The organism is Stenotrophomonas sp. 21LCFQ19, assembly GCF_056861425.1.
On the sequence record NZ_JBSPUF010000004.1, the window covers coordinates 259,187 to 282,202 of the forward strand.

18 protein-coding genes and 1 pseudogene are annotated in these 23,016 nt (G+C 63.2%); 6 read left to right on the forward strand and 13 right to left on the reverse strand.

Features of this window, described 5'->3' with window-relative positions:
• Nucleotides 1-119: 119 nt before the first annotated feature.
• Nucleotides 120-2,030: a 1-deoxy-D-xylulose-5-phosphate synthase gene (gene dxs / locus AC13FW_RS06805; protein ID WP_482988606.1), complete on the forward strand. Its 1,911-nt coding sequence runs from the start codon at nucleotides 120-122 to the stop codon at nucleotides 2,028-2,030.
• Nucleotides 2,031-2,363: 333 nt separating this feature from the next.
• Here the strand turns inward: dxs and AC13FW_RS06810 are convergent, their stop codons facing one another.
• The gene (locus AC13FW_RS06810; RefSeq protein ID WP_482988607.1) at nucleotides 2,364-3,383 is read right to left on the reverse strand and encodes a TraB/GumN family protein; all 1,020 of its coding nucleotides are present in this window, start codon (nucleotides 3,381-3,383) and stop codon (nucleotides 2,364-2,366) included.
• Nucleotides 3,384-3,645: 262 nt separating this feature from the next.
• The gene (locus tag AC13FW_RS06815; protein WP_482988608.1) at nucleotides 3,646-4,572 is read right to left on the reverse strand and encodes an oxygenase MpaB family protein; all 927 of its coding nucleotides are present in this window, start codon (nucleotides 4,570-4,572) and stop codon (nucleotides 3,646-3,648) included.
• A gap of 331 nt (nucleotides 4,573-4,903) precedes the next feature.
• On the opposite strand from AC13FW_RS06815, the gene AC13FW_RS06820 reads away from it, so the two are divergent.
• A complete protein-coding gene (locus AC13FW_RS06820; RefSeq protein ID WP_282273375.1) occupies nucleotides 4,904-5,506 on the forward strand; it encodes a hypothetical protein in 603 nt (200 codons plus the stop codon).
• Between the two features lie 47 nt (nucleotides 5,507-5,553).
• Here AC13FW_RS06820 and AC13FW_RS06825 read toward each other — a convergent pair whose 3' ends face one another.
• The 10 genes from AC13FW_RS06825 to AC13FW_RS06870 all read right to left on the reverse strand — a co-directional run bounded on the left by AC13FW_RS06825 (nucleotide 5,554) and on the right by AC13FW_RS06870 (nucleotide 15,609).
• Nucleotides 5,554-5,883: a hypothetical protein gene (locus tag AC13FW_RS06825; protein ID WP_482988609.1), complete on the reverse strand. Its 330-nt coding sequence runs from the start codon at nucleotides 5,881-5,883 to the stop codon at nucleotides 5,554-5,556.
• Between the two features lie 28 nt (nucleotides 5,884-5,911).
• Nucleotides 5,912-6,685, reverse strand: a complete 774-nt coding sequence (locus AC13FW_RS06830) for a LytR/AlgR family response regulator transcription factor (RefSeq protein WP_282273343.1) — start codon at nucleotides 6,683-6,685, stop codon at nucleotides 5,912-5,914.
• Nucleotides 6,675-8,015, reverse strand: coding sequence for a histidine kinase (locus AC13FW_RS06835; RefSeq protein ID WP_482988610.1), 1,341 nt, complete (start codon nucleotides 8,013-8,015; stop codon nucleotides 6,675-6,677). Before AC13FW_RS06835 ends, AC13FW_RS06830 begins: the two co-directional genes overlap by 11 nt.
• A 331-nt stretch (nucleotides 8,016-8,346) precedes the next feature.
• Nucleotides 8,347-10,320: a hypothetical protein gene (locus tag AC13FW_RS06840; protein WP_482988611.1), complete on the reverse strand. Its 1,974-nt coding sequence runs from the start codon at nucleotides 10,318-10,320 to the stop codon at nucleotides 8,347-8,349.
• 429 nt (nucleotides 10,321-10,749) lie between these two features.
• On the reverse strand, nucleotides 10,750-12,399 hold the full coding sequence (locus AC13FW_RS06845; RefSeq protein WP_482988612.1) for a M28 family metallopeptidase: 1,650 nt from the start codon (nucleotides 12,397-12,399) through the stop codon (nucleotides 10,750-10,752).
• 65 nt (nucleotides 12,400-12,464) lie between these two features.
• Nucleotides 12,465-13,715: an RNA polymerase sigma factor gene (locus AC13FW_RS06850; RefSeq protein WP_482988613.1), complete on the reverse strand. Its 1,251-nt coding sequence runs from the start codon at nucleotides 13,713-13,715 to the stop codon at nucleotides 12,465-12,467.
• Nucleotides 13,716-13,930: 215 nt separating this feature from the next.
• On the reverse strand, nucleotides 13,931-14,287 hold the full coding sequence (locus AC13FW_RS06855) for a DUF1428 domain-containing protein (RefSeq protein WP_282268480.1): 357 nt from the start codon (nucleotides 14,285-14,287) through the stop codon (nucleotides 13,931-13,933).
• A gap of 13 nt (nucleotides 14,288-14,300) precedes the next feature.
• Complete coding sequence (locus AC13FW_RS06860) at nucleotides 14,301-14,714, reverse strand: VOC family protein (protein WP_482988643.1); 414 nt, start codon at nucleotides 14,712-14,714, stop codon at nucleotides 14,301-14,303.
• Entirely contained in the window at nucleotides 14,711-15,148 is a 438-nt protein-coding gene (locus tag AC13FW_RS06865) for a VOC family protein (protein ID WP_482988614.1), read from the reverse strand. The genes AC13FW_RS06860 and AC13FW_RS06865 overlap by 4 nt, the downstream gene beginning before the upstream one ends.
• Before the next feature lie 29 nt (nucleotides 15,149-15,177).
• Complete coding sequence (locus AC13FW_RS06870) at nucleotides 15,178-15,609, reverse strand: YciI family protein (protein ID WP_481509603.1); 432 nt, start codon at nucleotides 15,607-15,609, stop codon at nucleotides 15,178-15,180.
• Between the two features lie 164 nt (nucleotides 15,610-15,773).
• Here AC13FW_RS06870 and AC13FW_RS06875 point away from each other — a divergent pair, with 164 nt between their 5' ends.
• The 4 genes and pseudogenes from AC13FW_RS06875 to AC13FW_RS06890 all read left to right on the forward strand — a co-directional run bounded on the left by AC13FW_RS06875 (nucleotide 15,774) and on the right by AC13FW_RS06890 (nucleotide 20,802).
• Nucleotides 15,774-16,190 (forward strand): YciI family protein, encoded by a 417-nt coding sequence (locus AC13FW_RS06875; protein ID WP_482988615.1) that lies wholly within the window; start codon nucleotides 15,774-15,776, stop codon nucleotides 16,188-16,190.
• A 253-nt stretch (nucleotides 16,191-16,443) separates the two neighbouring features.
• Complete coding sequence (locus AC13FW_RS06880; RefSeq protein WP_282268476.1) at nucleotides 16,444-19,542, forward strand: TonB-dependent receptor; 3,099 nt, start codon at nucleotides 16,444-16,446, stop codon at nucleotides 19,540-19,542.
• A gap of 205 nt (nucleotides 19,543-19,747) precedes the next feature.
• Nucleotides 19,748-20,062 (forward strand): annotated as a pseudogene (locus AC13FW_RS06885) (Oar protein); the annotation flags it as partial.
• Between the two features lie 17 nt (nucleotides 20,063-20,079).
• Nucleotides 20,080-20,802 (forward strand): hypothetical protein, encoded by a 723-nt coding sequence (locus AC13FW_RS06890; protein ID WP_482988616.1) that lies wholly within the window; start codon nucleotides 20,080-20,082, stop codon nucleotides 20,800-20,802.
• Between the two features lie 72 nt (nucleotides 20,803-20,874).
• Here AC13FW_RS06890 and AC13FW_RS06895 read toward each other — a convergent pair whose 3' ends face one another.
• Nucleotides 20,875-22,959, reverse strand: coding sequence for an NHL repeat-containing protein (locus AC13FW_RS06895; protein ID WP_482988617.1), 2,085 nt, complete (start codon nucleotides 22,957-22,959; stop codon nucleotides 20,875-20,877).
• Between the last annotated feature and the right edge of the window lie 57 nt (nucleotides 22,960-23,016).

A 23,016-nucleotide genomic window follows, 5' to 3' on the forward strand; every position in this document is an offset into this window, starting at 1 on the left:
TGAACACGGCCTTCAGCTTGGTGCCAAACCACCTCATCCGGCACTCATTGATGATGTGCTTTGCTTGCCCCACCCTCTCCGGACGGGGAAAATACCGTTTCGAGTGAAACGCGAAGACCATGATCGACTCTGCCAGCTATCCGCGCCTGTCGCGCATCAAGACTCCCGATGACCTGCGTCTGTTCGACGAGAGCGAACTGGGGGCCATTGCCGGCGAATTGCGCGCCTACCTGATCGAATCGGTGGGCAAGAGCGGCGGTCACTTCGCGGCAGGCCTGGGCGTGATCGAGCTTACCGTTGCCCTGCACTATCTGTATGACACCCCGGTCGACCAGTTGGTGTGGGACGTGGGCCACCAGACCTACCCGCACAAGATCCTCACCGGTCGTCGCGACAGCATCCACACCGTCAAGCAGAAGGACGGCGTTGCGCCGTTCCCCAAGCGTGAGGAAAGCGAGTTCGACACCTTCGGCGTCGGCCACTCCTCGACCTCGATCTCCGCCGCACTGGGCATGGCCATCGCGCGCCAGCGCCAGGGCGATGACCGCAAGGTGATCGCGGTGATCGGCGACGGCGCGATGACCGCCGGCATGGCGTTTGAAGCGCTGGCCCACGCAGGCGGCATGGACGACGAGCCGAACGTGCTGGTCATCCTCAACGACAACAACATGTCCATCTCCGAAGCCGTCGGTGGACTGACCAAGATGCTGGGCCGGGCAACCGCCAGCCGCACCCTCAACGCCCTGCGCGAGAGCGGCAAGAAGATCCTCGGCGACAAGCGCCACAGCCCGCCTGCGCGTTTCGTGAAGCGCTGGGAAGAACAGTGGAAGGGCATGTTCGTGCCGTCCACCGCCTTCGAGCAGATGGGTTTCCATTACACCGGCCCGATCGACGGCCATGATCTGCCGCTGCTGGTATCGACCCTCAAGCACCTGAAGGATGCCAAGGGTCCGCACCTGCTGCACATCATGACCACCAAGGGCAAAGGCTACGAGCCGGCCGAGGACGACCAGATCGGCTACCACGCCGTCGGTCCGTTCGACCCCAGCAAGGGCCTGCCGGAAAAGGGCGCGCCCAAGAAGCCGACCTATACCGACATCTTCGGCGACTGGCTGTGTGACGCCGCCGCAGCCGACCCGAAGCTGCTGGCGATCACCCCGGCCATGCGCGAAGGCTCGGGGCTGGTGCGTTTCAGCAAGGAATACCCGCAGCGTTACTTCGACGTCGCCATCGCCGAGCAGCATGCGGTGACGTTGGCCGCCGGCATGGCCACGCAGGGCGCCAAGCCCGTGGTCGCCATCTACTCCACCTTCCTGCAGCGCGCCTACGATCAGCTGGTACATGACGTCGCCACCCAGGACCTGGACGTGCTGTTCGCCATCGACCGTGCCGGTGTTGTCGGCCCGGACGGCGCCACCCACGCAGGCAACCTTGACCTGAGTTATCTGCGCTGCGTGCCCAACATGGTGGTCATGGCCCCGGGCGATGAAGCCGAATGCCGGCAGATGTTGAGCACCGGCCTGCAATACAAGGGCCCGGCTGCAGTGCGCTACCCGCGTGGCACCGGTCCCGGCGCTGCCGTTGGCACCGATCTGTCCACGCTGGAAATCGGCAAGGCGCAGCTGCGCGTACAAGGCAGCCGCATCGCCATCCTCGCCTTCGGTGCCAGCGTACCGGCGGCCGAACAGGTCGGCCGCGAACTCGGCCTGAGCGTAGTCAACATGCGTTTCATCAAGCCGCTGGACAAGGCGATGCTGCTGGAACTGGCACGCACGCACGACGGCTTTGTCACCGTTGAAGACAACGTGGTTGCCGGCGGTGCTGGTTCGGGCGTCTCCGAACTGCTCAACGCCAAAGCCGTGCTGATGCCGATGCTGCACCTCGGCCTGCCCGACAGCTACCAGCACCACGCCAGCCGCGAAGACCTGCTGGCCGAGGCCGGGATTGATGCAGCGGGCATTCGCGCAGCAATTTTGAAGCGCTGGCCGAAGCTGCAGGACAGCACCGCGCCGTTGAGTGCGGCAAGCTGAGCTGGACTCCGATTTGCGACTATCCCGAAATCCGATGCCAGTCCCCTGGCATCGGATTTTTCGTTGTGGGAGCGGCGTAAGCCGCGAAGCAAAAACACCATCCGGCGATACGAAAACTGGCTGCTCGAGCTATCCCAGCTTCGCGGCTTACGCCGCTCCCTCAAACCAGCAACACCGTAGCCCGGGTAAGCGCAGCGCACCAGGGCAAATCATTCTCCAGCGGCCGCTTAGATCACCGCGAACAGCCCCGGGTGCGCTCCCGCTTACCCGGGCTACTTGGACTGTACCCACAGTCCTTGCATCAGCTCCGCGCTGTCACCACAGAACTGCTTTTCAGGGCGACTCAACCTCATACCCACGCGCCCGCAGCGCTGCCAGATAGCCATCGGCCTCCAGCAACCGATCCACCGGCAACATCGCAAACGTTTCTTCATTGCGCTGCACGGCAGTCTCCGCAATCGACAACCAATGCTGGCGCACACCCGCCTTCAGATCACCGAAACCGCGATTGCGCACGAAGCCCGACTGCGTGATCGCCTGCATGCAGGCCGCACCCGCGTCCTCATACGGTGAGCGCCGCAACGCCTCCACATCGCCCATTGCCCAAGCATTCGCACGCTCGACCAAGGTCGGCAGATCGTTCTCAACCAAGTCCACGGTCCGTTCGAGGCACACTGCATCATCCATGCCACCCTCGCGGAACTCGCGGACCGCGGCCTTCGGGTCCTCGATCTTGATCTTCCAGCTCGTTGAGGTAGGCGTGATACCCGCCGCCTTCGCGGCAGCCTCCACCACCGGCCAGACCACCGGCTTCTGACCGAGGCCGATGGATTTCATCGCCGCCGCCTGCAACTCACCGGCCGCGAACATCGGCCGTTTGCGCTCGACCCCGCCATCGCGCGGCAGATAACGTTGTTTCACCGCACGCCAGCGCGCATACAGCGGCGGCGCCAGCACATCGCCCAGCTCCGCGCCGTCTTCGTTGCGCATCACCTTCCAGACCGATGGCGCCAACGCGAGCTTGCCAAAGAAACCCACGTCGGCGTCAAACACCACCCCAGGTGACAGCAACACCTGCCCGGAGCGCGCGATCACCGCTCGCACCTCATCGGCCCGCCAATCAATCTGGTTGGGCAAGGGCGACACCGTGCCCAGGATCCAAAGCACATGCCCGTCCTTGCTGACCCGCCACAAGCCAGGCCCGGGCTGCACGCCATGGACGACGACCGCGTCCATATCGCGGATCGGTGCCGCTCCCGCGTCCGCAGGCACGTCCATCACTTCCTGCGCCGAAACCCCTCCTGCAAAGCACATCAACAGACAGCAACCACGCAAGCCCTGCACTACCGACATACCTGTCTTCCCTGGGACGATCTGGCTGGCGACATTAGCCATTTCGTTGCAGCAATGCGTTAGAACATCGTTCTTCGAGCGCAATGAACTGCCAGCCAACCATGTAGTGGGGGGGGGGGGGGGGGGGGGGGGGGGGGGGGGGGGGGGGCCGGGGGGGGGGGGGGGGGGGCCGGGGCGGGGGGGGGGGGGTGGGGGGGTCGGTCCCCCGCTCGCCCCGTCCCTCCCCACCCCCCCCCCCCCCCCGGCCCCCCCCCCCCCCCCACTACGCCGGATCAGGCCAAGCCGAAAGCACCGCTGGGTCCTGCCCTACCCGCTTGCAGGCGCGGGTCGAAATACCATCGTTCAACGCTATCCGGAACAACGGCGCCACGCTGCGCAGCACCCGCGCCGCCACCACCGATTGCAACTGCTGGCCGCGACTGCGGCCGAGCAGCTGCACCGCCCACTCCGGCAACAAGGCCGCACCGGCGGCGAGAAACACATCGCGCGACACGCCCGGCAATGGCACTGGCAGACGCACATCGCTGAGCACCTCCAAGACCTCGCGTGAGCGCTCATCCATGCTCAGCTGCGACTGCTGCGCCTGGAAGTACTGGCGCACCTGCGCCTCACTGGCTGGCACATCACGTGCACCCAAGGCCTCAGCCACGCGTCGATACTCGTCGTAATAACGGTCAGCGATGACAGTCGGCACCTCGCGGCAATAGCGCCGGCAGCCTTCCAGAAAGCCATAGGCTTCGGTGACATGCACCCAGGTCAACAGTTGCGGATCATCAGCGGCATACGTGCGGCCATCGGGTAGCGTGCCCACCACCTGCGCATGAATACGCCGAACCTTGCTGACCAGCTTCTCGACCTCGGCTACCGGTGCATAGCTGGTACCGGCGACAAAGCTGGTGGTGCGGCGCAGCCGTCCGACAAGGTCTTCACGGAAATTGGAGTGGTCGTAGACGCCAGCCAAGGCACGCGGGTGCAGCAACTGCAGCATCAACGCGCACAGGCCGCCGGCCAACATGCCGGGGAACTCGGAATGGATACGCCAGGTAACGCTGCCCGGCCCGAACCAGCCCGGATCAGCCAGCGGCGTGTCGTATTCAACGCCATTCTGGTTACGTGGAAAGGCGTCCAGCACCCAGCGACGGATATGGGCGGTGGCGGCGGCAGAGACGGGGCTGAACAGGGATGACATGGTGCCTATCGTACCGGTCCGGCTGCGCAGCTGGCTTGCTTGAGCCGCCGATCCGGCAACCGTACAGCCGCCGTCAAGCCCCGGTGCCGGTGCCAGGCGCCCCATGTGCGAATGCAGCAGAGAATTCGAAAAAAACTGAAACGTCCTTCGGCTTGGACGATGACGCACCGCAAAAAATCCGCGCTGTCAGGATGTCACGGCAAACACCGCCGGTCGGTTCTTCGCACCGCCCCCATTGCCAAGTGCGACGAAAGTGCTAGAACTGAGCCTGCCTGACCGCACCAACCTGCATCCGTCGCTCGTTCCAGCAAGTATCTGCAAGGAGCTCAACATGATCGCACTGTTCAAAGGTTTGGGATTGCTGCTGCAAGACAACGAGCTGTACAACAGCCCGTTCGAGAAACAGGTCGATCATTGGAAAAACCTGAGCGATCAGCAGATACGCGAGGAAGTGTCGGTGCTGGCCAAGGCCAAGTGCCAGTGGCTGATGGCCTCGATCGTGCTGTGGCAGGCATCGTCACTGCTGATTCTTGGCTTGATCACCAATTACCTGTGGCGCGATGACTTCCATATCACCTTCACCCGCGTGGTGATCGTGCTCGGCTCATGGGTATCGATCCTGTTCGTGATCTGGTTCATGGCCAACATGTTCGACCACACCGCCGGTTTCGAGCGCTGGATGAAGGCCTTCAACAGCCGCGCCCGCATCAGCTCCGATGCCGACAGCGTGGATGAAGTGGCCGAGGCGCTGGAAATGGCCGAGCACTACCCGGAAGTCCTGGACTACAAGCAGGCCGTCACCAGCACCCGCGAGCTGCGTCATGAGGACGTGCGCATCATGCGTGAACTCGGACGCATGCGGCAGCATTCGGAACTGGTCGGCAAGCTCAATCACATCGGTGACGATGGCTTGCGGCTACAGCCTGCGTTCTGAGCCAATCGCACGCTTTGAAACCCATCGCCGCGCTCGTCGCGGCGATTTTATTTTTGCAGGGTTACCTGCTGGGAATACCCTTTGGGCAAGCCACTCAGCTGGCGGGTGGTGCCAACCACGACGACAAATTCGCCCAGGCTTTCACGCCGGCACAGCTGTGCATCGGCTGCACCACTGCAATGCTCGCGGTACAGCAGATAATTGCAGCGACCACTATCACTCTGCAGGCACTGGAAGCGACTGACACCGTTGACCACGGTGGTGCGGCTGAGCAGGCTCTGTTCACCGCTGATGCGGGTCACCGAGGTCTGCCCGGGGGTTTCATGGATGCCCAGCATCGACAGCAGGCTGCCGATCAAAACTGTCAGGTAATGCATGGCAATACTCCGGCAAGCGGGGGCGGCATCACATGCCGCGGAACAGACTCATGAAGGGTTGGCTGACCATCAGCGTTTCACTGCGCTGTTTCAGCCGTAGTACGCCGCGGCCGCTGTCATCGCGGCTCACCGCCGCCACTGCCTTCATGTTGACGATGGTGGCGCGGTGGATCTGGCGGAAGCTGTTGGCGTCCAGGGCAGCCGTCAGTTCGCGCAGCGAGCTGCGCAGCAGCAATTCTTCCTCGGCGGTGACTACCACCGTGTATTTGCTGTCGGCGCGGAAATACAGCACTTCGTCCAGCATCACCAGGCGGGTTTCGCGACCATTGCTGGCGGTGATCCAGGCCAGCGGCGGTGCGGCCAATGGCGCGGCGGGTTGCCTTGCCAGCTGCTGCAACAGCCGCTCCAGCACGCTTGGATCGGTGTTGCCACTCTGCCTGCGCGCCAGCACGCGCTGACGGGTCGCCACCAGCCGCTCATCACTGACCGGCTTGAGCAGGTAGTCGACCGCGCCTTGTTCAAACGCGCTGATCGCGTACTGATCGTAGGCGGTGACGAACACCACCTCGGTGTGCGGGCTCAGCCGCTGCAGCGCGCGGGCCACGTCCAGGCCGGTGATGCCAGGCATGCGGATGTCGAGGAAGGCCAGATCGGGCTTGTGTGTTTCCAGCGCTTCCAGTGCAGCGGCACCGTCCTCGCATTCGGCGACGATGTCCAGCTCAGGCCACAGGCGCTGCAACTGGGCTACCAGGGCCTGACGCAGCAGCGGCTCGTCTTCGGCAATAAGGGCTTCAAGATGCACGGGGCAGCTCCGGGATATTCACTGTTGCCTGCACCGGCGCGTTGTTTGCCGGCGCAGCTGTCGTTGCGGCGGCGGCGACCGGCGGTGGCGAGGCAAGCTGCTTGGGCAGGCTGATGGTGGCGGCCATGCCGCTGGGGAAGTTGGAAACCAGCGCAAGCGTGGCCTGCTCGCCGCAGCTCAGGCGCAGGCGCTCGCGCAGGTTCTTCAGGCCGATGCCGGTGCCACTGTTGTCGGTGCTGATGCCCTGGCCGTCGTCGGCGACGGTGATCGTCAACTGACCATCCAGCTCGCGCGCCAGTATCCACACCGTGCCGCCGCCGCTCTTGGGCTCCAGGCCGTGCTTGATCGCGTTCTCGACCAGGGTCTGCAACGACATCGACGGCAGGCTGACGCCGTGCAGGTGTTCGGGCACATCGATCTGCAACGTCAGCCGCGAGCCCATGCGGATCTGTAGGATTTCCAGATAGGCCTTCACCCGCTCCAGTTCCTGTCCCAGCGTGGACACCGACTGATCGATGCCTGGCAGGGAGCTGCGCAGGTATTGGATCAGGTGCCCCAGCATCTGCTCGGCACGGGCCGGATCGCTGCGGGTCAGTACCTGCGCGTTGGCCAGCGTGTTGTAGAGGAAGTGCGGCTCAACCTGGGCATGCAGCAGGTTCAAACGGGCCACGCTGAGTTCTTTTTCGGCCTCGGTGCGTGCAGCCTGTGCGCGTTCTTCGCGGCGCTGCTGGGCAACCTTGCCGCTCAAGGCATGGGTGATGGCTTCGGCGTTCTCGTAGTTGCTGCCTTCATCCAGCAGCCACAGGTCAACCCAGGCGCCGGCATCGGGCTCGAAGAACAGGGTGACGCTGCTGGTATCCGCGCCGGGAATCACGCGGGCGGTGATCTGGTTGTGCTTGATCGCCAGCCGCGCCATCGGGTTCCAGCGTGAGGGTGGCCGCTCGCCATAGGGATCGGCGCGGCGCTGGGTAGCGCGCAGTTGCAAGGTGCCAATCGAGCGCTCCAGGCGCTCGATGCGCGGCATCTGTCCGATGACCTGTTCCAGCAACGCGAATGCGGTGGGCGCATCCAGCGGCAGCTCGACCTGGCGGCGATGGCGATTGGCCAGCGACTGTGCGTCGAGGCGATCGGCAATCAGGGTGACGCGGCGGATATGGCCAACCACGGCAGTCAGCGCAAACACCGCCAACGCCATCGCAGCGAGGCCGAAGATCCAGCCCGGTGACTGGTCCATGCCGCTGAACAGGCCACTCCACAGGAACGCAGCGACGAGAATCGTCAGCGCCCAGGCGGCGAGGATGCGGAAACCGAGGAAGAGGCTGGCGAACATGGGGCAGTCACCGTAGGGATTGGGGGTGAGCATAGGCGCCGCCGGACAGGCTGCAAGCGGCCTGCGACGAAACCCGGAAAAGGGCGACCAAGCCCGGATTGGCGGGGATGGAAAAGCCGGCTGGAACTGTAGTGCCGAGCCATGCTCGGCAACGGGCCTTACCGGGAAGGCCTCTGCCGGGCATGGCTCGGCACTACCTGGGCACTACCGGGAAGGGCCCTGCCGAGCATGGCTCGGCACTACCTGGGCACTACCGGGGAGGTCCCTGCCGAGCGTGGCTCGGCACTACCTGGGCACTACCGGTGAGGCCTCTGCCGAGCATGGCTCGGCACTACCTGGATCTCCACTCTGCCGGCAGCACCCACCGCGACACGCCATCGCCACACAGGCCGATCAGCGCGTCACCCTGCGGCGCCCAATGCAGCTGGCGCAGGTCCCAGCAGGCGGAGCGGCTGGCATTCAATGACAGCGACTGCCCCGACTCAAGATTCCACACCGCCAGCACCGGGGTGCCGCCATCATTGCCGCCCAAAGCCAGCAGACGTCCATCGGCCGAGGCCGTTGCCGCATTCAATGCGTTCAGCCCCGGCAACGCCAACGAATAGCGCAACTTGCCGCTGGCCAGATCCACCACATGCATGCCCGGATCGCGGCGGTTGCCTTCCATCAGCACGAAGCCGACCGCAACCCAACCGCCCTTGGCCGAGCCCAGTGGCGCTGGCACCCACTGCGCCATGCCGGTGTCGTCATTGCCATCGACCTTGCCGAAGCGGCGTGACAGGGTCAGCACGCGACTGACCCGCCCGGTCGTGCCATCCAACTCGGTCAAGCCTGCCGGGTCCTCGATCCAGAAACCCTGCCCCGGCCTGTCCCAGCGCACTGGCTTGACCAGCGAGTTGCCCGGATAGCCACCAACCACGCCTTGCCGTGGCGCATCGAAACGCTGCGCATAGATCCACGGCTCACCATCGGCCGATGGCGTCGCCTGCGGCTCAAGCACGCGCAGCACATCGCGAAGTGCCCCACCGCCGTCCAGGGCATGGTCGTACGGCACCGGCCGGCCTTGCGTGTCATGCGTCCACTTCCAGCCGCCGCTGATCGGTTGACGCACACCGGCTGCCCAGCGCAGCGGATGCGCCAGCGCACGTTGCTGGTCCAGGCTGTACTCCACGATCTGCTGCTGTACCGCCAGCCAGGCAGTGCGGCCCTGCGGGTCCACGCTCAGGCCAGCGCGGCCGGCATCCGCGCTGGCTTGCCACAGACGCTGCGGCTTCTCGCCCATGCCCGGCGCCCAGCGCCACAAGGCATCGGGATAGCTGCTGAGCAGGAGTACGCTGCCGTCGGCCAGCGGCCGCATGTCGTAGTAGTCGCCACTGCCGAAGGGCAGCAGGCGTTGCGCTGCGGTCGCGTCCTTGTTGCCGCCCGGCGCCGTCAAGGTCGGTTCGACGATGCGAATATCTGCCTGCGCCGGCAGCTGCCAATCACTGGCGCCGACGCCGATCTGCAGGGCTGCACCGGGCAGCGCGCGCACGGCGTCGTACACCGGCGTGAACACCGCCTCCGGCACTCGGCGGCGGCTCAAACGTGGCGAGGGTCCACCGCCCATCACGTTGAACTCGCGCAGCTGGTCGACGATGCCACCATTCGGGTTTGGCCAGTCGTCGGTTCGGCTCAAGCTGATTGCCGTTGCCGGTTTTCCCAGCGCTTCGTCGACCTGCATCACCCGCACTTCGACCGTGCTTTTGGCACGGCTGAGTACGCCGTGTTTCTGCTCGGCACTGGCCTGCCAGCTGGCGAAGCTGCCCTGCAGTTCGGCCAGCTTGTCGCTCATCGCATCGACCGTGGGGTCACGCTGCAGACGCTGCTCACGCAGCGGCAGTTCCTCGGCGAGCAGCGCGCCCTGCTCCACCGCCGTCTGCAATGCAGGCATGCGGTAGCGGCGGATGAACTCGGCCTTCAATTCCGGGCGGCGCGCGATCAGCACATTGCCCCAGCCGTGATCCATGTAGGCCACGCGGGTGCGCTGTACCGGTGCATTGAATTTGCCCAGCGGTGCCAGGCTGGCCTGCACCACCGGCAGCACCTGCTCGAACGGCAACGCTACCAGCAGTTCCACCCTGTCCAACGGGCGTTGCTGTTTGGCCAGCAAGGGTGCCTGCAGGGCTGACGGCAAGCCTTTCTCTGGCGCCTGCTGCGCGGTCGGCAACATCTGCCAGTTTGCCGGTAAAGGCGCGGCAGAGGCCCACAACGAGGAGGTGATGCCAACCAGGCACAGGATTGCGCGGCAGGCGCTGGTGTTTGTCATGGGTCTTCCTTGATGGTGCGGTGACCGGATTCTTGGGGGCTGTATGTATTTATGGGTCCCCGACCCTCACCCCAACCCCTCTCCCGCAGGGAGAGGGGCTTGTAGTGCCGAGCCATGCTCGGCAGGGGCTTCATCGGTAACGTCTGAAGGCACGACAGCGCTGCGCGCTGCGCAGAAGCTGCCCTCACCCCAACCCCCCTCCCGCAAGCGGGAGAGGGGCTTGTAGTGCCGAGCCATGCTCGGCAGGGCTTCACCGGTAACGCCTGAAGGCACGGCAGCGCTGCGCGCTGCGCAGAAGCTGCCCTCACCCCAACCCCTCTCCCGCACGCGGGAGAGGGGCTTCAAAACCTTCAAAACCTTCAAAACCTTCAAAGCCTTCAAAGCCTTCAAAGCCTTCAAAGCCTTCAAAGCCTTCAAAGCCTTCAAACCTTACTTGCGCTCTGCCGCACTCGCATCACGTGTCGCGCGGAAACTCTCTTCCGGGCTCCAGTTCGGCCAGTCACGCGAGTTGGCCAGCTTCTCGCCCAAGGTATAGAGCACTTCCAGGTCACGCGCTGCACCGGCGAAGGTCCAGTCGGCCTGCCATTCGTCACCCTGCTGGTGGTAGCGCTTGGCGGTGTACTCGTCGGAGGCCTTCTTGCCGGCGGCGACGCCACCGTCGATCCAGTCCTGTCCCGCGCCATACGACAAGGCCGGCACGCCGCGCTTGGCGAACGGGAAGTGATCGGAGCGGAAGAACAGGCCGGCTTCCGGTTTGGTGTCCGGGGTGTAGCGGATGTCCCAGCCCTTGGCCACGTCCTTGAGCTGGTCCAGCAGTTCGACCTTGGCGGTGCCGTAGATGCCGAAGTCACGCGACGGGCTGTACGGCGACATGCCGTCCATGTTGATCACCGCAACCGTCTTGGCCAGCGGATACAGCGGGTTGCTGGCGTAGTACTCCGACCCCAGCAGGCCCTTTTCTTCCGCTGTCACGGCCAGGAACAGCACCGAGCGCTGCGGTCTGGGCTGGGTGGCGAAACCACGCGCCAGCTCGACCAGTGCAGCGGTGCCGGAGGCGTTGTCCATCGCGCCGTTGAAGATGCGGTCGCCACGCGCATCCGGCTCACCGACGCCAATGTGGTCCCAGTGCCCGGAGTAGATGACGGTTTCATCCGGATAGGTGCTGCCTTCCAGGCGCGCGACCACATTGTGCGAGGTGATGACCTCGTTCTTGACCTGGTAGCTGGCCGAGAAGGTTTCGCCCTTCAGCTCCACCGGCCGGAAATCACGCGACTGCGCCTGCTTCTTCAGCGTCTCGAAATCCAGCCCGGCGCGCTTGAACAGGTCCACCGCTAGGTCGCGCTGGATCCAGCCTTCCAGCGCCGGGTGCGCCTCGGCCGGGTTCTGCCGGACCACGTCGAACATGGTGTTGGTATTGGAACCGGCCACCGTCGCCCAGCCATAGGAGGCGGGGGCGGTTTCGTGGACGATCAGCACGCCGGCGGCGCCCTGGCGCGCACCTTCCTCGTACTTGTAGGTCCAGCGGCCGTAATAGGTCATGCCCTTGCCGTCGAAGTCACCGGCACCGGATTCAAAATCCGGGTCGTTGATCAGCACCACGGCGATCTTGCCCTTCAGGTCCACGCCCTTGAAGTCGTCCCAGTTGCGCTCCGGCGCCTTGACGCCATAGCCGAGGAACACCAGCGGTGCATTGCTGATATCCACTGCGCTGGCGCCGTTCATGGCCGCGCGCACGGCGATCTCCTGGCCCTGGGTCAGCGTCTGTGGCTTGCCCTGGCTGCTCAGCGACAGCACCGGCTTGCCGACGATGTCACCCTTCAGCAGCGGCACCGCCTGGGTCCACAGGCGCTTGCCGTCCTGCAGGTCACCGCCCGGCTGCATACCGGCAGCAGCGAACTGCCTGCTCAGGAAGGCGATGGTCTTTTCTTCGCCAGCGGTGGCCGGGGAGCGGCCTTCATAGGCGTCGGAGGCGAGCTCGCGGACATCGGCCGAGATGCGCGCGCCATCAAACTTGGGCGGGGCAGCCATCAGGGCTGTGGATACCGACATCGCCAACAGGCTGATTACGACTCGTTTCACGCTGTACTCCAGTGGTAAGGCAACTTTTGGAGTGTAGCCAGCCCAGCGCGCCGATGTGCAGTGTCTTAGTGCAGGGTTGCCGCACGGCTCAGCAGCGCCTCGCGCTCGCGCGCATTGCTGCTCAGCGCCGCGGCCTGTTCGAACGCCTGGCGCGCCTCATCGGCACGCCCGAGCCGCGCCAGCAGGTCACCGCGCACAGCCTGCAACGGCGCGTAGCCTTGCAGCTGCGGATCATCGATCAACGCTTGCAGCAAGCTCCAGGCCGGCAACGCACCTTGGGCCTGCGCCACCGCCACCACCCGGTTGAGCTCAACCACGGGTGAGGGCATCACCTCGGCCAGGCGCGCATACAACACGGCGATGGTCTGCCAATCGGTCTGCTCGGCCAGCCTTGCGCGTGCATGACAGGCGGCGATGCCCGCCTGCAATACATAGGCGTCATCGGCACCGCCCAGTTTCGTTGCCTGATCCAACGCCGCCTGCCCGCGCGCGATCTGCAGCCAATCCCAACGGCTGCGGTCCTGCTCCAGCAGCAATACGGCCGAACCATCGGCGGCGGTCCGTGCACGCAGGCGCGAGGCCTGAAGCTCCATCAAGGCCAGCAGACCAAGCACCGGCACCGTGTTGGGCATCAATCCGGCCAGCACCCGACACAGCCGCAGCGCCTCTTCGCATAGCGCCGGCCGCACCCAGTCCTCGCCGCTGCTGGCCGCGTAGCCCTCGTTGAACACCAGATAGACCACGTCCAGCACCGACTGCAGGCGGGCGGACAGCTCCTGCAGGCGCGGCACTTCGAACGCCACCTTGCGCTCGGCCAGCAATCGCTTGGCGCGGACGATGCGCTGGGCGATGGTGGGCTCGGGAACCAGGTAAGCACGGGCGATCTCGGTGGTGCTCAAGCCACACAGCAGGCGCAGGGTCAGCGCGACCCGCGCATCGGCAGGCAGTTCGGGATGGCAGGCGACGAACACCAGCCGCAGCAGGTCATCACCGATGTCGTCCAGATGGTCGGACTGGTCCGCGCCCATGCTGTAGTCCTGCAGTTCGTCGATGATCTGCGTCTGCCGCTGCGCATGCAGGCGCCGTTGTCGCAGCCGGTCAATGGCCCGCCGCTGCGCGGTGGCCATCAGCCAGGCGGCGGGATTTTCCGGAATCCCCTGCCTGGGCCAATGCTCCAAGGCCGCAACCAGCGCGTCCTGGGCAAGTTCCTCGGCGCTGTCGAGGTCACCCAGCATGCGCGCCAGGCGCGCTACCAAGCGTGGCGACTCCATGCGCCAAAGGGTGTCGAGCAGTCGTTGCAGTTGTGGATCGCTCATAGGGCGCGATCAGAGCATCGCGGTTCGACTGCCGCAAGTGCGGAGTGCGGTGTTGTAGGAGCGGCGTCAGCCGCGAAGCTGGTGATGCATACGATCAAGGAGACTTCCATCACAGCGGCAAAACAAAAGCCAACCCCTCCCCAGCCCTCCCCTCCGCCTTCGGCGCAAGGGAGGGAGCAGAGCCTCCCCTTCGCTACGCGAAAGGGAGCAGAAGCTCACAACTGCACGAACGGCTTGAACCCGCCCCAGAACATGCGCTTGCCATCGAAGGGCATGTCCTTCGGTCCCATGCCGGCCAATCGTGGATCGGCCATCGCCTTGGCATTGACCTTGTCGCGGTGCGCGCGCGAGCGGAACACCACGTAGGCGAACACCACCACCTCGTCTTCCTTCAGCTTCACCGCCTGCGGGAATGAGGTGCGCTTGCCCGGCTTCACGTCCTCGGCCACCGCTTCGACATACGCCAAGGCGCCGTGCTCCTTCCATACTTTCCCGGCCTTGCGCGCGATGCGTTTGTAATCATCGATCTTCGCGCTGGGTACCGGCAACACATATCCATCCACGTAAGCCATGATCGTCTCCTGGTTATTGGCCCGGTTCGCCATCCATATGGGCTATTTCCCACAGGTGGCCATCGAGGTCGGCGAAGCCGCGCTGGTACATGAAGCCGTAATCACGCGCCGGCATCGGCTCGCTGCCACCGGCGGCCAGGGCCTTGTCCACCAGCTCATCCACCGCTGGCCGGCTGACCGCCGACAAGCAGGTGATCACCTCGGTCTGCTTGCGCGCATCAACCAGCGGTTTGCTGGTGAAGGTCTGGAAGAACGGCTCCACCAGCAGCATCACGAAGATGCTGTCGCTGATCACCATGCAGGCCGCGTTGTCATCGCTGAACTGCGGGTTGAAGCTGTAACCCAGTGCGCCGAAGAAAGCCCTGGAGGCTTGCAGGTCACGCACTGGAAGATTGACGAAGATCATCTGCGGGTTGCCCATGCTCAGCCCTCCGCCGGCATCGGCTTCATGCAGTTGACCATCCACGGCTTTCCGTAGCGGTCCAGCAACATGCCCCAGCGGTGCGCCCAGAAGGTTTCGGCCAAGGCCATCTGCACCTGCCCACCTTCGGACAGGGCCGCGAACACACGCTCGGCTTCCTCGATGCTGTCGACGTCGACATTGATGGTGGTGGCACTGCCACCATCACCTTGCGGACCATCGGCAGCCATCAGCGTCGCGCCGCCGGCTTCGACCTGGCAATGCGCGATCTGCTCCGGTTGCGGCATGAAACCGCCGCAGCCTTCGGCGTCCATGTCCGGACTCGGCGGCATGTCACCGTACTTCATCTCCGACACCACCGTGCCGCCCAGCGCCTTGGCGTAAAACGCCATCGCCTCGTGGGTCTGGCCGTTGAAGCCCAAAAACGGAATCAATTTCATCGTCCTGCTCCTGCTGCTCGGGGTTGGGTTCAGTTGTTGCGCTCGATCTGCTCGCGTAAACGCTGCTCCTGTGCCTGCAATTCCGGGGTGAAGGCCGCGCCGAAATCTTCAGCTTCGAAGAACGGGCGGATCTCCACTTCCACCGCACTGCCGTTGGTCGGGGTGAACGGGGCCCGCTTGAGCCACTCCACCGCCTCGTCCAGCGAGCGCACCTGCCACAGCCAGAAGCCGGCAACGAGCTCGCGGGTTTCAGCGAACGGACCATCAATCACGCTGCGGCCCTCTGCGGCGAAACGCACCCGCGCCGCCTGTGACGTGGGCTTCAAGCCCTCGCCAGCCAGCATGATTCCGGCCTTCACCAGCTCCTCATTGAAGGCTCCCATCGCGGCAATCTCCGCCTGCGTTGGCATCACCCCGGCCTCGGTCTCGGGGGTCGCTTTCACCAGCACCATCACTTTCATCGCCGTGCTCCGTTGCAGGCGGCATGCCCGCTACACATCAGGTACGACGAAGCACGGCTGGCAACCTCGACATGGTCCCGCCATCTTTTTATGAATGAATTCATGCGGCAACGCAGCAGGCGCGATGCGACATCATGTGCAACCCCTGCGCCTGAGGCTGGACCATGAAGTTCATGCTGTTGATCTACATCGACCCGCAACTGCTGCAGACCGTGCCTGCCGATGACTACGACGCGCTGATGCGCGGCTGCCTGCAGCATGCCGATGCCCTGCAGGCGCAGGGCACACTGTTGATGTCACAACGCCTGCAGCCACCTGGCGGCGCACAGACCCTGCGCAGCCGCCAGGGCCAGTCACGGATCATCGATGGCCCGTTCGCGGAGACCCGCGAAATCCTGGCCGGCTTCAACCTGATCGAAGCAGCTGACGCCGATGAAGCCATGCGCATCGCGCGGCAATTCCCGTGGGCAGCGTACGGCAGCATCGAGGTGCGTGCGGTGGATGACCTGGAGCAGGAAAAGGTACGGCTCCACTGCTGTGGGATGAAGGACCATTCTGTGGAGCCGGGCTACGTCACTTAGCGAAGCTCTCCCCACAAGCCCCATGCCCGTACCAATCTCATCGCATTTTGATAACAAAGGTTACTGTTTGACGAAAAAAGTCCTAACAGTGCAAACCTACAAGCCATTGAAAACAAAGAGCATTAAAAAATTTTAAAAGAAAAATGTTCACCATTTGTTAATTTTCAGCCTTTTCGCCGCTAAAGTTCGTTCACCTGGTGTTTAGCTCGATCCAGTAGCAGCACCGGCGACTAACATTCCTGAGAGAGAAGGTATGACCAACCACATGACGTTGAAGCGCGCAGTGCTCTGCACAGCGCTCAGTCTTTGCATCGCAGGTGCGGCACACGCTCAGTCCAACGCTACCGGTTCCATCTTCGGCAACGCCGAGCCGGGCACCACCATCGTCATCTACAACTCCGGTACTGGCCAATCGCGCACTGTCACCGCAGATGCCAATGGCCGCTATCAAGCACCGTCGCTGGCACTCGGAAGCTACAAAGTCGAGTTGAAAAAAGATGGCAGAACCATCGCCACGCGCGATGATGTTGCCGTCAACCTGGGCAGCGCTAGCCAGGTTTCGTTCGGCGCATCAGGTGGTGATGCAACCACCCTCGATTCGATAACCGTGACGGGAAGCAATAGCCCCTCGATCGACGTGAGTTCGACCGACATCCGCTCGGTTTTCACCTCCGAACAGATCGAGAAGATGCCCATCGGGCGCTCGATCAATGCAGTTGCGCTGTTGGCACCAGGCGTTGTGGCTGGCGATTCTCGGTACAACGGTGTCGCATCCTTCGGCGGTGCTTCGGTCACGGAAAACGCCTATTACATCAATGGCTACGCGGTCACCAATCCGCTCACAGGCCTGGGCTCAACCACCCTGCCATTCAATGGTCTTGATCAGATGCAGGTCCTGACTTCGGGCTACGGCGCAGAGTTCGGCCGCGCCACCGGTGGCGTGATCAACATGGTGACCAAGCGCGGCAGCAACGATTGGCGTTTCGGTGGCCAAGCAATCTGGAACCCGAACGCAGACCATCGGCGCAACATCTATGTACCCAAGGTCGGGCTGGCGCTGGACGGCCAGCTCTATCAGAACCTGCATGATTACAAGGACGAGTCGGTCAGCTACGGCGCCTACGTCAGTGGTCCGATCGTCAAGGACCGACTGTTCTTCTACGCCAGCGGCGAGTTCCAGGACCGCAGTGTCGAAACGTACGGTGCACGTGCTGGCTCCACCACCAACTATGGTGAATTTGAGTACGACGTGCCACGATGGCTCGCCAAGATTGACTGGAACATTACGGACAACCAGACCCTCGAACTGACGGCTGTATCCGATGTCTCCAAGCGCACTGAATACCTTTACCCTTACGCTTACACGCAGGCCGTCGCAAACTCCAACAATGCTGCGACCGGGGAGTCAAACGCTCCTTTCCAACGCGGTAAGGTCAGGATGGGTGGCGGTGACTACAAGGATGGCGGTGAACTGTACATCGGCAAGTACACCGGGTACCTCACAGAGAACCTGACGCTGACCGCGCTCTACGGCAAGCAGAAACAGGAACACACCCGTACGCCGTGGGGATACGATGCAGGGATCGTTCCAGTGCGCGGCACTCCGTTTGCAGGCGGCAACGCTCTCAGCTTCGGCTCACTGACCCAGTTGGCCTATCCAGATGCATTCGATGAGACTGATGGTGGCCGCCTCGACTTGATCTGGACAGTGGGTGACCATTCCCTGCGCTTCGGTTATGACGAACAGAACTCCGAGTCACGCGAAGGCACCGTGACCGCAGGTAACGCTGGTTATTACTGGAATTACGGCTACGGCGCGGCCGATACGGCCTTGCAGGGCGGTGGCGGCATGATCATCCCAGCCAATGGCCGGTATGTTTCAAAGGTCGTCTACAACAACGGTGGCCAATTCAAGACCGAACAGTACGCCTATTACCTGGAAGATCGTTGGCAGGTTTCTGACAAGGTTCTGCTCTCGCTGGGTGTGCGCAATGAGAACTTCACCAACTTCAACGGTGATGGCATTGCCTACCTCGACGGAAAGGACCAGTGGGCACCCCGTATAGGTGTCACGTGGGACGTGTTCGGCGATTCCAGCCTGAAGGTCTTTGGTAACGTCGGCCGGTATCACCTAACCGTGCCCAACACCGTTGCTCAGCGCGGCGCCTCGGGTTCGACCTTTACCAACGAGTACTTCTCATATACCGGCATTGATCCAAACACTGGCTTGCCACTGAACACCAGCTTGATCAGTCCCAATGGTCCGTATTCCTCCAACTCCGAGTATGGTCAGTCACCGAATCCAAATGCGGTGGCAGCAAGCGATTTGAAGCCGTATTTCCAGGACGAACTCGTACTCGGCTTTGAGAAGCAGATCAGCAACAAGCTGTTCGGCGGAATGCGCTATGTCTACCGTGAACTCGGAAGCATGATCGACGACATCTGCGATCCCCGTGGTGCAATTGCTTGGGGCGTAGCTAACGGGTATGACAATGTCTTCGATTCGGCTGGAAACAAAGCCGGCGATGTCGACTTCGACGGAATGGACACCGAGGCTGCTCGTCTCTGGACGAACAACACCAGCGGCTGCCGTATGGGCAACCCTGGTGTAACCAACACCTGGGTGCTTTATGACGACGCAGGCAATCCGCATAACGCCAAGTTCAATGGCGGTTTCCCGAAGATGGTGCGCAAGTATCATTCGGTTGACCTGTTCATCGAACATCCGTTTGCTGATGACTGGTACTACAAGCTGGACTACACCTGGTCTCACAACTATGGCAACGGCGAGGGCATGACCAATTCCGATATTGGTCAGGACGTCGCGCAGGCTGCTCAGACTCAGTCGTGGGATCACGTGGAACAGACGGAAGGCGGTTACGGCAATCTTCCGAATGATCGCCGCCACCAGTTCAAGGCATTCGGCTACTACCAGCTGAACGATGAATGGCGCTTCTCTGGCACATTCGTAGCGTACTCAGGACGACCGAAGAACTGCACCGGCATTTATAACGGTGTGAACGCGAACGATGATTTCGCAACCGAGAACGTGCTGTACAACGGCCCGTACTATTGGTTCTGCAATGGCGAAGCGTCCCCGCGTGGGTCCCGAGGCACCATGCCTTGGACTACCCGCATGGACGTTGGCGTCAACTACGCTCCCAGCTTTGTGGCAGGCAACAAGCTGCAGTTCAGCTTTGATATCTTCAATGTATTGAACCGCAGAGTGGCGCAGAACATCGTTGAGTACGGCGAAAACGGTGGCATCGGCGTTCCCTACCAGCTGACCGGCCGCGTGATCAGCTATTCCGCACCGCGCAGCATGCGCTTCAGCATCCGATACGACTACTAAGTCGTAACGGACAGAAAGGAAGAAGCCCGGCATCTAGCCGGGCTTCTTTTTTATCAAACAGAAGTCCGGCAATCGATTGCATTCGTGCAATTCAGGCCTCCTGCCTTTGAAGAATCGTCCTCGACGGGCTGCCCACTCGCTCGTTGGATGCAGCGTGCACAGCGCAGCTTCTTAACGACGCCTCTTGGTCGCCTGGCTCGCACACATCGGCAAGCACTCGATCAGCCTGGAACGTGATGGCCAGGCCCTCGACAAGCGTGAGAATGTGCTGCTGCGCTTTGGCGCAGGCGCCGAAATTTCCTCTCGGGACGAAGGTGCAACTACCCTGAATGCGGTGACGGCTACCGCTGCCAGCATGCCCTAGATCGACGTCAGCAACACGGTCTCCAAGTCGGTGATAACCTCAGAGCAGTTGGCCGTGCTGCCGCTTGGCCGCGGCGCTGAAGCCATCACCCTGCTAGCCCCCGGCGCTGTCGCAGGTAGCGACGAGTTCTCCAATGGCTCGCGCTCCGTGCTGTCCTGACCCTGAGCTTGGATGTGGACGACAACGGCAGCGCTGAAACCCTCACCGTTGCTGCCGACAAGCTGGGCCCGGAGGCCAAGCGCTACTACAAGGCATTTACCCTCGCTGCGGAAAAACACACTGACAAGTGGTATGCCAGCTTCAACTACACCTGGGCAAAGCTCAGCGGGAACTACGAAGGTCTGGTGAAGAGCACCAATGGCCAGAGCGATACCGGTACCACCTCGGATTTCGATTTCGCCGAGATCATGTACGGCACCGATGGCTATCTGTTCAACGACCATCGCCATACCTTCAAGCTTTACGGCGGCTACCACTTCAACGACGAGTGGCAGGTAGGTGCCAACATCCAGGTGCAGTCGGGCGCACCGATCAGCTGCCTCGGCGGCGGCATGGGCACTTTCGGTACCGAGTACGGCTACGCCGGCGTATTCCACACCTGCAATGTGGCCGAAGACGACATCTCCAGGCTGGGCGGTTCCGGCCGCACGCCGTGGACGCTCAACGTCAGCCCCAACGTGGTCTACAAACCGAAGTGGGCCCAAGGCCTGAGCATGCAGCTCTCGGTACTCAATGCCTTCAACTCGATCAAACCGGTGCAGGTATATGAGACCAGGTACTCGTACAACTCGGCAGGCACGATCACCGACTTCTACAACTACCACGCCGCGCTACGCCCGCCTGCAGCTGCAGTACGACTGGTAAGCGACGCGCCGAAGCTGGGTGGCCACGGGTGATTCCATCCGTGGCCACCTCCGATCAGCGCGAACCGTCATTCCCCCACCTACAGAGCGGACGCGGGCGCACAATCAGTGGGCAATGCTGACGTCGAGCCTGTTGCCCAGCGCAGCTTCATTGCCACTGTAGTCTTTCGCGGTGATCCGGATCGTGTAGTTGCCCGGCTGCAACTCCATAGGCTGTAGTTCACCACTTCCCAGCAGGCCATCACGCACGGTATTGGTCAGCACGTAGCGGAAGCGGGTACTGCTGCTGCCATGCACGGTGATGCCGCTGTCCGCCGCATAAGCGAGCTTCACCGCTTCGCGTTGCGGTGGCATGCGGTTGAAGATGATGTTGGTACGCGGCTGTTCGTAGCCAGGCAGCGCGCGGCCAGTAGCGTCGAGTATCTGATAACCCAGGCTGTACAGGCCTAGCCGGCGTCGCGGCAGGTTGTTGTCAACCTGGTCCCAGGTCTCCACCACCAGTTGCAGGCCACCGCCATCGCGTGGCACCTGCAGTCGCCCATCGACCTTGTCGATCAGGCGCTGGTTGTTGCTGTCGAGCAGGGCGATGTCGTCGATCTTCGGTGCCACGTGGTCAGCGTAGTTGGAGAAACCAAGCCGCACCGCATTGCGCTCGTAGCCCGACGGCCCAATCGCCAGGTGCACATGCGCCTGGTTGTTGATGCTGCCCAGCGCATCACCGGGCTGGAAGCGCGTGCCACGACGTACGCGCACGCGATCCAACTGGCCGGCTTCGTCGTAGACGAGCTGCATGCGCGCCGGATCCAGTGCGCGATTGGCAGCGTCGCGGCCAACCTTCATATGGATGTAGTCGAGCTTGTCCAATGACAGACCCTCGGCCTGGCCGCCCAGCGTCCAGGTCGATGCCGGGCTGCTGACCTTGGCGCTGGCGATGGCCAACACGGTCTGACCCACATCACCGCGCACATCGAACCCACTGTGCAGGTGGTGCCTGCTTTCGCCGCTGAAGTTGCCACGCACCTCGCCCAGCGTGCCGGTGACTTCATGCCAGCCCAGTTGGGGTGCCAGTGGCCAGCGGCCTTGATTGGCGGGTAGCGGGTTGTCCGGCGACGGTCCCAGTTGCGGCGACGCATCGGCCGCTGTCGCGATGTGTGGCACAAGGTGATGGATGCGATAGGCATCGGCGTCGCTCAACAGCAGGCTGCCGTCCGGCGCCAGCGCCAACCCTGCAGGGCGCGCGAAGCGCTGGGCATCGTTGCCCGCCACGGCCACGATATGGCCGTGTGCTGACAACTGCACCACGCGCCCGCTCAGCCGCTCGCCAACATAGACCACGTCGTCATGGGTGATGGCCAGGGTCATCGGTCCCCACAACACCCGATCGGCGTTGGGCATGCCAACCCGGGTACTGACCATGCCGGTGCTGCTGACCGTGCGCAGCGCGTTGTTCTGCAGGTCGGCGACCCAGAGGTTGCCGTGGCTGTCGAACTTCAGGTCGGTCGGTGTATCAAAACGCGCCTGGGCGCCCTGCCCATCCTCCCAACCCGGCAGTGCGCCACCGACCAGGGTGCTGACCGTGCCATCGGTGGCAATCACGCGGATGCGGTCATTCCAGGTATCGGCGACATAAACGCGGCCGTCCGCAGCCACCGCCACGCCCATTGGTCCATTGAAGCGCGCCTGCGCGCCCTTGCCATCAGCGAAGCCCGGCGTGCCATCACCGGCCAGGGTAATGACCTGGCCCTGCGCGTTGATCCTGCGGATGGCATGGTTGCCGGTGTCGGCCACATAGAGATTGCCCTGCGCATCCAGGGCGATGCCCGACGGCGTATTGAACTTCGCCGCCGCGCCTTGGCCGTCGGCAAATCCTTCAGTGCCACCGGCCAGAACCTGGAAGGCACCGTCCAGGCCGCGGTAGAGAATGCGATTGTTGTCGCCGGCATCGGCGACGAACAACAGGCCACCACCCATCGCCAGCCCCCAGGGATCACTGAAGCGGGTCTGTGCGGCCTTGCCGGCGCTGTTACCCGCAACGCCGTCGCCCCCCAGCAACTCGATCTGCGCCTGCCAGCCCAGCGCTGTAGGCGGCGGACCCGCGGGCGCGGGCGCCTGCGGCGCCCACACGAAGGTGGCAGCCAGCGCGGCGCCGGTCACGGCGATGACGGCAATTACCCAATGTTTGCGATCCATGTACACCCAACCAACGACGGACCCGGCACCATAGACGCTCACGGCCCGCGGCGAAAC

Coding starts and splice junctions, on each gene's coding strand:
- AC13FW_RS06895 (WP_482988617.1), bottom strand. CDS start 22,959: ATGGATCGCAAACATTGGGTAATTGCCGTCATCGCCGTGACCGGCGCC.
- AC13FW_RS06880 (WP_282268476.1), top strand. CDS start 16,444: ATGACCAACCACATGACGTTGAAGCGCGCAGTGCTCTGCACAGCGCTC.
- AC13FW_RS06870 (WP_481509603.1), bottom strand. CDS start 15,609: ATGAAAGTGATGGTGCTGGTGAAAGCGACCCCCGAGACCGAGGCCGGG.
- AC13FW_RS06865 (WP_482988614.1), bottom strand. CDS start 15,148: ATGAAATTGATTCCGTTTTTGGGCTTCAACGGCCAGACCCACGAGGCG.
- AC13FW_RS06855 (WP_282268480.1), bottom strand. CDS start 14,287: ATGGCTTACGTGGATGGATATGTGTTGCCGGTACCCAGCGCGAAGATC.
- AC13FW_RS06840 (WP_482988611.1), bottom strand. CDS start 10,320: ATGACAAACACCAGCGCCTGCCGCGCAATCCTGTGCCTGGTTGGCATC.
- AC13FW_RS06810 (WP_482988607.1), bottom strand. CDS start 3,383: ATGTCGGTAGTGCAGGGCTTGCGTGGTTGCTGTCTGTTGATGTGCTTT.
- AC13FW_RS06875 (WP_482988615.1), top strand. CDS start 15,774: ATGAAGTTCATGCTGTTGATCTACATCGACCCGCAACTGCTGCAGACC.
- AC13FW_RS06850 (WP_482988613.1), bottom strand. CDS start 13,715: ATGAGCGATCCACAACTGCAACGACTGCTCGACACCCTTTGGCGCATG.
- AC13FW_RS06820 (WP_282273375.1), top strand. CDS start 4,904: ATGATCGCACTGTTCAAAGGTTTGGGATTGCTGCTGCAAGACAACGAG.
- AC13FW_RS06815 (WP_482988608.1), bottom strand. CDS start 4,572: ATGTCATCCCTGTTCAGCCCCGTCTCTGCCGCCGCCACCGCCCATATC.
- AC13FW_RS06825 (WP_482988609.1), bottom strand. CDS start 5,883: ATGCATTACCTGACAGTTTTGATCGGCAGCCTGCTGTCGATGCTGGGC.
- dxs (WP_482988606.1), top strand. CDS start 120: ATGATCGACTCTGCCAGCTATCCGCGCCTGTCGCGCATCAAGACTCCC.
- AC13FW_RS06835 (WP_482988610.1), bottom strand. CDS start 8,015: ATGTTCGCCAGCCTCTTCCTCGGTTTCCGCATCCTCGCCGCCTGGGCG.